At 58.3% G+C, this 12,846-nt stretch carries 12 protein-coding genes; all 12 read right to left on the reverse strand.

Translation table 11 applies throughout. From position 1 onward, the window contains the following. Positions 1 to 23: 23 nt before the first annotated feature. The 12 genes from CR159_RS14045 to hisS all read right to left on the reverse strand — a co-directional run bounded on the left by CR159_RS14045 (position 24) and on the right by hisS (position 12,842). Complete coding sequence (locus tag CR159_RS14045) at positions 24 to 563, reverse strand: phosphoribosyltransferase (protein WP_102074595.1); 540 nt, start codon at positions 561 to 563, stop codon at positions 24 to 26. A 164-nt stretch (positions 564 to 727) separates the two neighbouring features. Further along, positions 728 to 2,023 carry an adenylosuccinate synthase gene (locus CR159_RS14050; RefSeq protein WP_102074596.1) on the reverse strand — a complete coding sequence of 432 codons (1,296 nt, stop codon included), beginning with the start codon at positions 2,021 to 2,023 and terminating at the stop codon, positions 728 to 730. Between the two features lie 84 nt (positions 2,024 to 2,107). Continuing rightward, positions 2,108 to 3,271 carry an ATP phosphoribosyltransferase regulatory subunit gene (locus CR159_RS14055; protein WP_102074701.1) on the reverse strand — a complete coding sequence of 388 codons (1,164 nt, stop codon included), beginning with the start codon at positions 3,269 to 3,271 and terminating at the stop codon, positions 2,108 to 2,110. A gap of 242 nt (positions 3,272 to 3,513) precedes the next feature. Then, entirely contained in the window at positions 3,514 to 4,401 is an 888-nt protein-coding gene (gene hflC, locus CR159_RS14060) for a protease modulator HflC (protein WP_102074597.1), read from the reverse strand. Positions 4,402 to 4,410: 9 nt separating this feature from the next. Beyond that, positions 4,411 to 5,721, reverse strand: a complete 1,311-nt coding sequence (hflK, locus tag CR159_RS14065; protein ID WP_102074598.1) for an FtsH protease activity modulator HflK — start codon at positions 5,719 to 5,721, stop codon at positions 4,411 to 4,413. Next, positions 5,696 to 6,793, reverse strand: coding sequence for a GTPase HflX (gene hflX / locus CR159_RS14070; protein ID WP_102074599.1), 1,098 nt, complete (start codon positions 6,791 to 6,793; stop codon positions 5,696 to 5,698). The genes hflK and hflX overlap by 26 nt, the downstream gene beginning before the upstream one ends. A gap of 72 nt (positions 6,794 to 6,865) precedes the next feature. Then, the gene (gene hfq / locus CR159_RS14075; protein WP_073101368.1) at positions 6,866 to 7,102 is read right to left on the reverse strand and encodes an RNA chaperone Hfq; all 237 of its coding nucleotides are present in this window, start codon (positions 7,100 to 7,102) and stop codon (positions 6,866 to 6,868) included. A gap of 117 nt (positions 7,103 to 7,219) precedes the next feature. Then, positions 7,220 to 8,302: a histidinol-phosphate transaminase gene (gene hisC, locus CR159_RS14080; protein ID WP_102074600.1), complete on the reverse strand. Its 1,083-nt coding sequence runs from the start codon at positions 8,300 to 8,302 to the stop codon at positions 7,220 to 7,222. Further along, entirely contained in the window at positions 8,299 to 9,744 is a 1,446-nt protein-coding gene (der, locus tag CR159_RS14085) for a ribosome biogenesis GTPase Der (protein ID WP_102074702.1), read from the reverse strand. The genes hisC and der overlap by 4 nt, the downstream gene beginning before the upstream one ends. 5 nt (positions 9,745 to 9,749) lie before the next feature. Continuing rightward, positions 9,750 to 10,907 (reverse strand): outer membrane protein assembly factor BamB, encoded by a 1,158-nt coding sequence (gene bamB, locus CR159_RS14090; RefSeq protein ID WP_102074601.1) that lies wholly within the window; start codon positions 10,905 to 10,907, stop codon positions 9,750 to 9,752. A gap of 3 nt (positions 10,908 to 10,910) precedes the next feature. Beyond that, on the reverse strand, positions 10,911 to 11,546 hold the full coding sequence (locus tag CR159_RS14095) for a YfgM family protein (protein ID WP_102074602.1): 636 nt from the start codon (positions 11,544 to 11,546) through the stop codon (positions 10,911 to 10,913). 3 nt (positions 11,547 to 11,549) lie between these two features. Beyond that, positions 11,550 to 12,842, reverse strand: a complete 1,293-nt coding sequence (gene hisS / locus CR159_RS14100) for a histidine--tRNA ligase (protein ID WP_102074603.1) — start codon at positions 12,840 to 12,842, stop codon at positions 11,550 to 11,552. Positions 12,843 to 12,846 lie beyond the last annotated feature (4 nt).

Raw genomic sequence — 12,846 nt, forward strand, 5'->3', positions numbered from 1 at the left:
TAGGCGCTGGACGGGCGAAAAACTCAACCACGAACACCCTTGCGCACCCATGCTTCGAGCTGATGGGGACGAATGCTGTCGTAGTCTTCAAAGGGCTGGTGTATCCATGGATTGGTCGGCAGCTTGTCCACGAAATAATCGGGTATGGACTGCGAATGTCCCTTCCACCACAGGACAGCTGTCTTCAGTTCGGTAATGGCCGGAAATTGCGACAGGAGATGGTCGCGTACACGGCCAAACGTCATGCCTGTATCAACCATGTCGTCCACCAGAAGCACACGGCCGTCCAGTGTGCCGCGGGTAATGGTGATGAACTGGGCGATATCGAGCTGGCCCTGTTCAGTGCCCGCCGCTTCGCGATAGCTGCTGGTCGCCAGGATACCCAAAGGAACATCGTATATGCGTGACAATACATCGCCAACACGGACACCACCGCGCGCCAGACATACGATCTTGTCGAAATGCCAGCCCGACTCGTGTAGCGTCAAGGCAAGCCGCTCGATAAGCGCATGATATTGATCCCAGCTGACCCAATGGTCTCGGTCGGTGCTTGGATTGGTCATAAGGCGATGGTTCCCATACTGATTCAAAAGGTCCGTTATGATAAACCGCCAAGGGACAGGCGAAAAGGCGCAAATGGAAAAACCCCGAATTCCTTGCGAAATTCGGGGTCTTGTGTTGCAAGTTACACGCAAACACCGGGTTCAGGGCGCTTTTGCGCAGCTGTTTATCCTTTGAAAGGATGGCGCAATACGATGGTTTCCAAACGGTCGGGACCGGTGGACACCATGTCGATGGCCACATCGCAGACTTCAGCAATGCGTTCCAGATAGCGGCGCGCATTGACCGGCAGCTTATCGTAATCGGTGACGCCTACGGTCGATTCCGTCCAGCCGGCCATCTCTTCGAGCACCGGTTCCGCCTCGGCGGCAGCATGGGCGCCATAAGGCAGCACGTCGAGGAATTCGCCCTTATAGCGATAGCCAACACCAATCTTGAGCTGCTCCACGCCATCGAGGACGTCAAGCTTGGTGATGCAAAGACCGGATATTCCGTTGATCATGACCGAGCGCTTCATGGCGGCGCCGTCAAACCAGCCGCAACGCCGCGGCCGCCCCGTGACCGAACCGAATTCCTTGCCGACCGTGGCCAGGCGGGCGCCGGTGTCGTCCAGCAATTCAGTGGGGAACGGACCTGAACCGACCCGGGTGGTGTAGGCCTTGGCAATGCCCAGCACGTAGTCGAGCGACTGCGGCCCAACGCCGGCACCGGCTGACGCGGCACCGGCCACGCAATTGCTGCTGGTGACGAAGGGGTACGTGCCATGGTCGATGTCGAGCAAGGCGCCCTGCGCGCCTTCGAATAAAAGTTTCTGGCCGGTTTTTTGCGCAACGTAAAGATTTTGCGATACATCGGCCACCATGGGCTTGATGGCAGGCGCCAGCGCCATAGCCTGATCGCGTACCTCGTCGGACGAAACCGCCTTGCCGCCCAGGTATTGAGTCAGGACAAAATTATGGAAGTCGAGCACTTCGGCGAGCTTTTCGTCGAAGATTGCAGGGTCATAGAGGTCTTGCACCCGCAATGCGCGCCGCGCCACCTTGTCTTCGTAGGCCGGCCCGATACCCCGGCCGGTCGTACCGATTTTGCCCTCGCCCTTTCGCGCTTCACGAGCCTGGTCCACCGCAATATGGTAGGGAAGGATAAGCGGGCAGGCAGGGGAAATTTGCAGGCGCGAACGGACGTCCAGGCCGGCCTCTTCGAGTTCGCCGATTTCCTTCAGCAAGGCTTCGGGCGACAACACGACGCCATTACCAATATAGCAAGTGACGTGCGGATGCATGATGCCCGACGGAATAAGCCGAAGTATCGTTTTCTTGCCGTTGATCCACAGCGTATGCCCGGCGTTATGACCGCCCTGGAAGCGCACGACGCCCTGGGCCGATTCAGCCAGCCAGTCTACGATCTTGCCCTTGCCTTCGTCACCCCATTGGGTGCCGATTACCACAATATTCTTGCTCATGTCATGTATTAAAAAGTATCGACCCGCTGTACACAAGGCCAAATCAGGTTCAAACCATACGATAAAGCTGTCCGGCGTAGCGGATTACTGTATCGCCCTTACCTTCCATGCCCCGTCATCCAGGACCAATTCCCGGTCGACGGTAAATTCATCCAGCCGATGCGGCTGCCCTGGCAATACTTGCACGACGATCTCGCCGTCTCCGCGCAACTGGCGCAATGCCGCGACCAGGGCGGCATCGGTGCCCCACGGCGCGCGTATCGCCTTCGCGATTGTTGCGGGCGGTAAGCCCGCCGACAGCTTGCGCAAATCGAGGCTGAACCCCGTGGCGGGACGCGAACGCCCAAATGCCTTGCCCACACCGTCGTAACGGCCGCCCTTGACCAATGCATCATGCCATCCTTCGGCATAGATGGAAAACACGACGCCGGAATGGTAGCCATAGCCGCTGCCCATATCGGCCAGATCAATGCTGAACTGATGCGTGGGCAAGGCCCGAACCAGGATCTCGAGATCGTCCAGTCCGGCCAGCAAGGTCGGTAGCGGCGGCAGAACGGCGCGTGCCCTGGCAATGACCTCCGGCCCGCCATACAGCGAGGCCAAGTCGAGCAAAGCCTTCACGGTGGCCGGCTGTACACCTGCTATCGTCGATGGAAGGTCGTTGATCGCGGGGATATCTTTAGTGCTGAGCAATTCGGATATGGCTTCTTCCGCGCCCTGGAGGGCAGGGTCGGAATCAATAATTGCCCGCACCACCCCAGGATGATTCAAGTCGAGCCTGGCTTCTTTTACACCGGCCCGCTTGACGCTTTCCAGGGCCAGTTCCAATACCTCGATATCGGCTTCCACACCCGCATGGCCGAATATTTCGGCACCGATCTGAAGCAATTCGCGGTCGGAAAGCAAACCGGAAGGCCGCGCATGCAAGACCGATCCACAATAGCATAGCCGGGTTGCGCCTTCGCGATTGAGCAAATGGGCGTCGATGCGGGAGACCTGCGGCGTCATGTCGGCACGCACGCCCATGGTTCGGCCCGATAGTTGGTCAATGAGCTTGCAGGTACGCAGGTTCAACGCGCTGCCGGTGCCGGAAAGCAGAGAGTCTATGTATTCGACCAATGGCGGCGCTACGAGCTCGAAGCCATACGTGCGATACAGATCCAGCAAATTGCGCCGCAGCTCTTCGATGCGACGCGCCTCGGCAGGCAGAATATCGGCCAGACTTTCTGGCAACAACCAATTGGACATCATCCAGTCCTGAAAAATATTGCAAATAGCACTGCCAAACAAAAAGCGACTTGGGGCGTAAGCCCGCCAAGTCGCTTGCGGTAGGAAGTAAACAAAACTTACGCGATAGTATAAACGATAGGAACCAATAAGGAAACCGGGCTAGGCCCCGCTATACCGTCGACGCGCTTGCCGCCTGGTATTGGCGACAGGCCTGCCCGGCTCTCAAGGCTTGGGGCAGGCCTGCCGTCAGGGCAGCCAGGTTAGGGGACGGCGGGCGTACCGCCCTCAGGCGATGTCCAGAACTTGAAGAAGTCGGATTTCGGGCTGAGTACCATGGTGTCGTTGGCGCCGGAGAACGCAGCGCGATATCCTTCAAGACTCTTGTAAAAGCTGTAGAACTCGGGATTCTTGCCATAGGCTTCGGCGTAGACTGCCGCGGCCCGGGCATCGCCCTCGCCTCGGATGCCTTGCGATTCGGCATACGCCTTGGCGACCAGTTCCTGGCGTTGGCGATCGGCTTGCGCACGAATGCGTTCACTATCGGCCGCACCGGTGGCACGCAGGCGGTTGGCTTCCTGCTTGCGCTCCGCTTCCATGCGACGGTAAACCGACTCGGAGATTTCAGGAGCAAAATCGATGCGGCGCAGGCGTACGTCGACCACCTGGACGCCCAACGGCTTGGCGCGGGCCTCGACCGTGGTCAGCACTTCTTTCATGATGGTGTCGCGCTCGCTGGAGACGACTTCCTTCACGGTGCGAACGTTGACCGATGCGTTGAGGGCATCGCGGATCTGCGCCTGCAGGCGCTCGACCGCGGCGCGATCATTGGCACCGAAAGTGACATAGAAAAGGCGCGGGTCAGCGATGCGCCACTTCACGAAGGAATCAATCAGCAGGTTTTTCTTTTCTGCTGTCTGGATACGCTCAGGATCGTTGGTTTCGATGGTTTGCAGGCGCTTATCAAGGCGCACCACATTTTCGAACGGTGGCGGCAGCTTGAAATACAGGCCGGGCTCGGTGATGGTCTCGCGAACTTCACCCAATGCAAACACCAAGGCCGAGTCGCGCTCGCGCACGACGAACACGCAGGTGGACAGAATTGCCAGCAAGATAACCAGGCCGACTAAAGCGGGGAAAAAACGTTGCATCATGGCCTCCTAGCGTGAATACGGATTCGTCAGCGCATTTCTGGTTGAAGCGCTGTTATCGGGCGTACTGGTTCTCGCTGGAGTACTGGCCGTCTTCGGTGGTTGAGCAGCAGCGGCAGCTGCGCCTGTGGTGCTCTCTACCGAACTGCTGGAGCGGGTGCCGGCACCCGCCGTTTGCTGCATGATCTTGTCGAGAGGCAAATACAGCATATTGTTGCTGGCTTCGGAGTCGATCATGACTTTGCTGCTACGTTCCAGGATTTGCTGCATGGTCGACAAGTACATGCGTTCACGCGTGACGTCGGGCGCCTTCGCATACTCGGACTCAACACTGGTGAAGCGGGCGGTATCACCCTGGGCATCGCCGATGATCGTGGCACGGTAGCCTTCGGCTTCCTGCACCATGCGGGCGACCTGGCCTTGTGCCTCTGGCAATACCTTGTTGGCATAGGCATTACCTTCGTTGATCTGGCGCTCGCGGTCTTGTCCGGCCTTTACGGCGTCGTCAAAAGCGGCTTGCACCTGCTCGGGAGGCTGTACGTTCTGGATTGCCACAGTGCTGATCTGTACGCCGGTCTCGTAGACATCAAGGATGCTTTGGGCCAGGGCCTGAACTTCGGTTGCCACCTCCGTACGACCGGAATACAACACGAAGTCCATCGGCTTCCTGCCGACGATTTCGCGCATTGCCGTTTCGGCCGCCTGGCGAACGGACTCATCGGGCTGGCTCGTATTAAACAGGTAATCAGGCGCGCCCGTAGGCATCAGGCGATATTGCACCACGAACTGGAGGTCGACAATATTCTCGTCGGTGGTGAGCATGAGCGACTCAGGCAGGACCTTGTTTCGCGCCGTGCCCCGGAAACCCACTTCGAAAGTACGCAACTGCGAAATATTGACGGTCTCGTGACTTTCGATGGGATACGGCATATGCCACTGCAAGCCCGGAGACAATGTCTTGGTGTACTTGCCGAACTGCGTGACGACGGCGACCTGCCCTTCCTGCACGATCACCAAACCGCTGGCCAGCCACAACCCGACGGCGATGACAGCCACCGCGCCTATCATCTTGGGCGAGCCCTTGGGCATCGACGGCATGCCATTGCCACCCGAACCGTTGCCCCCGCCACCGAAGCGTTTGTCGCCGCGGTTGGGCTTGCGCCCAAACAGAGAACCCAGCCGGCTATTGAAATCGCGCCAGACCTCGTCGAGGTCGGGAGGCCCGTCGCCCTTTGGACGGCGAGGAGGTTCGGAACCGTTATTACCGCCACGGCCCCAGCCTGGATCATTCAGATTAAAGATTTTCGATATTTGACGCATTATTTCCCGCGATTTGACCTGATTCGACAATTGCCCCACGCAAACCATCTAAACCGGCGCGCTTCAGAGCGCTCACAAAAACTCGTGCAATCGTACCATGTTCATTGCGCTCCATCCTGGGCTCGTAGCCGGCCTCATCTATTTTGTTATAGACAAGAATGCGTGGGACCTCGTCCGCCCCGATATCAGCAAGCACTTTGTCCACTTCGGCCATCTGTTCGTCGCGTTGCGGACTGGCGGCGTCCACCACGTGCAGAAGCAAATCGGCCTGGACCGTTTCTTCAAGGGTTGCACGAAAGGCGGCAATAAGCGTAGGCGGCAAGTCGCGGATAAAGCCGACCGTGTCGGAGATAACCACCTGTCCAGCCCCTTCTATCCAGATACGGCGCGTAGTCGTATCCAGCGTGGCAAAAAGCTGGTCGGCGGCAAAGGCGCCGGCCCGCGTGAGCGAATTGAACAAGGTGGATTTACCGGCGTTGGTATAGCCCACCAGCGACACGGAAAGTATGCTCCCGCGCGAACGCGAACGACGCTGGGTGCTACGCTGGCGCTGGACTCGTGCCAGACGCTCTTTCAACAGGCGGACCTTGTCGCCGATGATTCGGCGATCCATTTCCAGCTGCGCCTCGCCGGGACCGCGCATTCCGATACCGCCGCGCTGGCGCTCAAGATGAGACCACATCCGGGTAAGACGCGTAGACAAATGCTGGAGCTGGGCCAATTCGACCTGGAGTTTGCCTTCATGGCTTTTGGCACGCAGCGCGAAAATATCCAGGATCAGGGCGACCCGGTCCACGACACGGCGATTGAATCCACGTTCCAGGTTGCGCTGCTGGCCTGGCGTAAGCGGCTGATCGAACAGGACGATTTCAGCGCCCATCTCATCGGCGATCAATACCGCTTCGTCGAGCTTGCCCGTACCAATGAACAGCGCGGCATCGGGCCGAGACCGACGCGCGACGACCGTCGCAACGACCTCCGCGCCTGCGCCTTTTGCCAGCATCAGGAACTCATCGGCATGAGCCTGGTAGTCCGGCTTGCCGAGGTCTACATTGAGAATAAGGACCTTCATGAGGTCATGAACAAAGTACCCGCCGGCACTAAGCACACGGCGGGCATTTGATTGGCTGGATGTAGCGGGAACTTACTCAGAGGGCTCATCCACTTGGAAAACAACCGGTCGCGCGGGTACGACGGTGGAGATGGCGTGCTTGTAAACCATTTGTGTGACGGTATTGCGTAACAGAACGACATATTGATCAAACGACTCAACCTGCCCTTGCAGCTTGATCCCGTTAACCAGGTAAATCGATACGGGCACGTGATCCTTGCGTAAAGCATTCAAAAACGGATCTTGTAGTGTTTGCCCTTTGTTGCTCATTGGCTAGGCTCCAATTGTGTTGTTATTTAAAGTAATTTTGGTGAAGGGCTCTACTGTACAGGGTTTTCCCTGAATACGCAGCCCAAAACGGCCAAATTCCGCCAGTTCGACCTAATTCTAATGGGTTTTCAGAATTATTTCGGACAAGGTATTACATAGACGGTCGCAGTCCGCCTGAGTTCCTACCGTAATGCGTAAAAACTGATCAATCCGTGCGATGCCGAAATGCCGCACAAGAATGCCTTCGGCCCGCAGAGCGCGGCTTAGCGCGGCTCCGTCGTGTTCCGGATGGCGCGCAAAAACAAAGTTTGCCAGCGAAGGTAAAACTTCGAATCCAAGCGTTTTCAATTGTTTCGACAGGTTTTCCCGAACCTTTATGACAGCATTTCGGGTTTCGTCAAAATAAGCACTATCTTGCAATGCGGCAACCGCTCCGACCTGCGCCAACTTGTCCAAGGGATAAGAGTTGAAGCTGTCTTTAATACGTACGAGACCGTCGACAATTTCCTTTGAGGCGACGGCGTACCCCACCCGCAGTCCCGCCAATGAGCGGGATTTCGAAAGCGTATGCACCACGACAATATTCGGGCATTCCGACAGCAATGCTATTGCCGAGCTTGCCCCGAAATCCACGTAGGCTTCATCCACCACCACCGGAACATCCGGATTGGCGCCGGCAATGGCCCGGATATCGGCAAGAGTCAGCGCGATACCGGTAGGCGCATTCGGATTGGAAAAGATGATGCCCGCCGGCCTGACCGGATGTGCACCGACATAGTCGGACACGCGGATGGAGAAATCGTCGGCGAGCGGGATGGTTCGGCACGCGATGCCGTAGAGCTTGCAATACGTGCGATAAAAGCTGTAGGTAACGTCCGGCATGAGCAAGGGCCGGTCGCCATGGCGAAACAAGCCGTTGAAAATATGCGCCAGCACCTCGTCCGACCCATTGCCCGGAAAGACCTGCCCGGCCTGCACACCATGCAGCGTCGCCACCGCCTGGCGCAACGCCGTGGAATCATTGTCCGGATACAGCCGCAGGCTGTCGTCGGCGGCATCCTTGATGGCGGTCAGCACGCGCGGCGAAGGGCCGAACGGATGCTCGTTGGTATTCAGCTTCAGCAGATTGTCGACTTTAGGCTGCTCGCCGGGGGTGTAAGGCGACAGATCTACGACGTGGTCACTCCAGAAACGACTCACGAGTCCCCCTTTGCGTACGGGTTGTGCGATGACTTGAATTCAATGCGCAAAGGCGTGCCTTCGAGCTTGAATGTGGTGCGGAAGCGGGTTTCCAGATAACGCCGATACGATTCGGAGATGTTATCCAACGCATTGCCATGTATGACGATAAGCGGTGGGTTCTGACCGCCCTGGTGCGCATAGCGCATCTTGGGCCTGAAGATCCCTTTGCGCGGCGGCGGCTGCTGTTCAACCGCGGCCTGCAGAATACGGGTGAGCTTGGGCGTGGACAGCTTTGCAAACGCCGCGGCATGGGCCGAATTCACCGATTTGATCAGCGCATTGACGCCCGCGCCATTAAGGGCGGACATGGTGTGCATCTTGGCGAAAGACAGGAAACGCAGCTTGCGCTCGAATTCACGCAAGATGGTTTCGCGCTGATGGGCATCCAGCCCATCCCATTTATTGATGCCCACGACAAGCGCTCTGCCCGTCTCAAGCACAAAGCCTGCAATATGGGCGTCCTGGTCCGAGATCTCGGTTTGCGCGTCGAGCATGAGCAACACCACGTTGCACGCCTCGATGGCCTGCAAGGTCTTGATCACGGAAAACTTTTCTACCGCTTCGAATACCTTTCCACGACGACGCAAACCCGCCGTGTCGATAAGTGTATAGGCGACCCCGCCGCGTTCAAATTCGATTTCAATGGCATCGCGCGTCGTACCCGGCATATCGAAGGCAATGACGCGTTCCTCGCCCAGCAAGGTATTGATGAGCGTGGACTTCCCTACGTTGGGGCGTCCGACAATGGCAAGCTTGATGCGATGGTTGACCGGTGCCTCGCTGTCTTGGCCGGCTTCGTCGGCCTCTTCGGCGTCAAGAACGATATCGCCATCATCGTCGAAGGCCGCATTGGCCTCGTCCAGGTCGAATACCGGTGCATCGGGTTCGCCGGTTGGTTCCTTGTCGAGAAACGACAAGGCAAGTTCGATAAGATCGACCACCCCGTCGCCGTGCGAGGCGGAAATTGGATGTGGTTCGCCCAGGCCTAGTTCGTGGAATTCCGATGCAGCGGATCCATAGCGCATGCCCTCGGCCTTGTTGACCGCCAGGAACACGCGTTGCCCGGTTTTACGCAACAACCGCGCAATTTCGTGATCGTGGGCATTTATGCCCGCCCGCGCGTCGACCAGGAATATGACGACGTCGGATTCGGCGATTGCCTGCTGGGTCTGGCGCGCCATTTCAAGCAGGATGCCGTCTTTGGCAACGGGCTCGAATCCGCCCGTATCCACCGCGATGAAAGGATGCTCGCCCACACGCCCCTCGCCATAATGGCGATCGCGGGTCAGTCCCGCGAAGTCGGCGACCAGAGCCGCGCGGGAGCGGGTGATCCGGTTGAACAACGTGGACTTGCCCACGTTGGCGCGGCCCACCAGGGCTACCACCGGTTTAAACTTAATACTATTCAATTGACACCAACCAAAACCAAATTGCCATTACCTGTTTGCACCAGCACACCACGATTGGTGGCCAGCAATGGCGACGTAATGGCGTCGCCACCGACTTGCACCCGACCCAGCAATGTTCCGTCGGTACGCGATAGAAAATGGACATAACCTTCAAGGTCGCCAAATGCCACCGCCTGCGGAACAACAGCCGGTGCGGAAAGACGACGATTGCTCAGTGCGTCCTGCTTCCAGACTTCCCGGCCATCAGCCAGCGAAAATGCATGCACGACACTGCGTTGATTGGCGGCATAAGCCTGCTGCGCATCGGTAGCCATGCCGGTATTGCTGGAGAAGTTTTGTTCCCACACCGGACGGCCGCCCTGGGACACATCGAAGCAGACCATCTTGCCCTGATAGCTGACGCCACAAAGTAGCGGGCCTTGAATCTGGGGACTGCCCACCACATCGCTGATTCGTTCGAGATCGGTTGCACCCTGCGAAACCGAAATGGTGCCTTCCCATTGCACAGCGCCGTTGGCGGCGTTGATTGCCATCAGCCTGCCGTTGGGCATGCCGGATATCAGAAGACCGTCAACAATGATCATCTGCATGTTGGTCTTCAGCGCCAGAGCCGGTCCGGGACGTTGAATATTCCAGCGCAACTCGCCCGTCGCGGCGTCGAATGCCTGAATACGATAGTCGCTGCTGCGAACGACCACGACGCCTGCACCGACTGCCGGAGGGATATTGACCGCGCTGGACGCTTTCGTTCGCCACTTCTCGGCGCCCGTATCGTCAAAGGCCACCACGGTTCCATCACCGGCGGCAACGGCCGTGACTTGTCCGTCTGAACCGACACCGGCTGTGAGCTCACGCTGCGCATCGCCGCGCCACTGGATACGGCCGGATGCGATATCGACTTTGCTGACGGACCCGTCGGGCGTCGCCGCATAGACCGAGTCACCGACCATGACAGGCGCAAAACCGTATCCGCCATCGCTGCCGATAGAGACCGACCACGCTATATTGGCGGACACGCCGGCCGTGTATTCGGTCAGGGGAGAGGGGTCATACCGTGCATTACGGTTCGAGAACAGCGAGCAACCTGCGAGCGCCGTAAGGCTGAACGCCAGCACAGTGTTACGCAAGGCACGGCGAGTAAGGGAAAAAGACATGGGTCAGACTCCACCTAATGCATCAATTTTCAATCGCACGATCTGCGCTACGGGATCGGATCCAAGCTCTTTCAGTGCGTTCTCCCAAGCCGATTTCGCTTCGACCTGCTTGCCTTGAGCCAAAAGGATATCGCCGCGACGATCGGCGTATAAGCCTTCAAACGCGGCAGGCGCACCGGTAAGCTGGGCCAGGGCCGGCTCGTACTGTTTCTGATCCAGGAGGACACCAGCCAGCCTCAGGCGCGCCAGTGAGACCAGCGCGATATCCGTGCTGTTCTTGATGAGCCATTCGAGTTGTTCACGGGCGCCGTCGAGGTCGTTACGTTCCTGTAACGCCTGTGCCGCCACCAGCACGCCACGCGTTGTATAACCCGATCCGGAAAAATCGCTGCGCAAGGTGGTGCTGGCGGCCTTGATTCGTGCAGCCGCGTCATCGCCCTCTTGCGCCGCTGCGTTCTCGAGGGCTTCGAAATAGCCCATGGCCTGTCCCGCCTTATGACCGTCGTACCACTGCCATCCGCGCCATCCCGCAATACCCGCGACGATCACAAAGACGATAATGGCGCATACCGTACCGTAGCGTTCCCACCATGCGCGCAATGCATCAAGCTTTTCCTGCTCTTCTAAATCGTATGCCATGCCTTAGACCTTTAATTTCAATTCTGTAACGAGGCGATCGAGCGCGATCATCTCTTGCTGCGGCTGTTCCTGTCCATCTTCTTTTACCCGCAGCCATTTGACACTTGCTGTTTTCGTAGCGAGCTCATCGGCACCCAGAATAACCGCAACCGTGGCACCACTGGCATCGGCCCGCTTGAATTGCGCCTTGAAGCCTGCAGGTCCCGCATGGACGATGACGCGCAAGCCCGCATCGCGCAAGGGCTCGGCCAATTGAGCGGCAAGGCGCTGGGCGTCGGGGCTTTGGTGAATCATATAGACCTGGCACTCGGGTAAGGGATCTGGCTCGCCGGACTGTGCGCAAAGATCAAGCAAACGCTCGACGCCGATGGCAAACCCGACGGCGGGCGCCGCCTTGCCGCCCAATAGCGAGATCAATCCATCGTAGCGGCCGCCGCCGCATACCGTACCCTGGGCGCCGAGCCTGTCGGTGACCCACTCGAAAACCGTCAGATTGTAATAGTCGAGTCCGCGTACCAGGCGCGTGTTCAGTGTGTAATCGATGCCCGCATCGCGCAATCGTTCGCAGACGCCCTCGAAATGACGCAGTGACTCATCACCCAGGAAATCGAACAACCGGGGGGCATTGTTCGCCATTTCCTGCATCGCGGGATTCTTGGTGTCGAGCACGCGCAAGGGATTGGTGTACATGCGCCGTTGCGCTTCAGCATCGAGCACGTCTTTATGCTGTTCCAGATAGCCGATCAGGGCGTCGCGGTGCGCGGCACGCTCGTCAGCTTGCCCCAATGAGTTCAGCTCGAGCCTGATATCGGTCAAGCCCAGTGTTTTCCACAAGCGCGACAACATCACGATAAGTTCGGCATCGACATCAGGTCCGGCAAACCCCAGGGCCTCGACGTCAACCTGATGGAACTGCCGATAGCGCCCGCGCTGCGGCTTTTCGTGACGGAACACCGGACCCATGGCGTATACGCGTTGGGGCCGGTCATACAGAATATTGTGCTCGATGGCAGCGCGCACCATACCGGCGGTGAACTCGGGCCGCATGGTCAGCTGCTCGTCGTTAAGGGCGTCGGTGAACGTATACATTTCCTTCTCGACGATGTCGGTGACCTCGCCGATGCCCCGCGTGAACAGCCGGGTATGTTCCAGCACTGGGGTGCGCATGTTGCGGTAGCCATAACCGGACAGCCACTCGCGAACCGTTGCTTCCAGCGCTTCCCACTGGGCGCTGGTATCGGGCAATACATCTTTCATGCCGGTCAGGGCACGGACCTTTTGAAACGACTGCGTCATAGAG

It is taken from the genome of Pollutimonas subterranea, assembly GCF_002849655.1.
Taxonomy (GTDB): Bacteria; Pseudomonadota; Gammaproteobacteria; order Burkholderiales; family Burkholderiaceae_B; genus Pollutimonas; species Pollutimonas subterranea.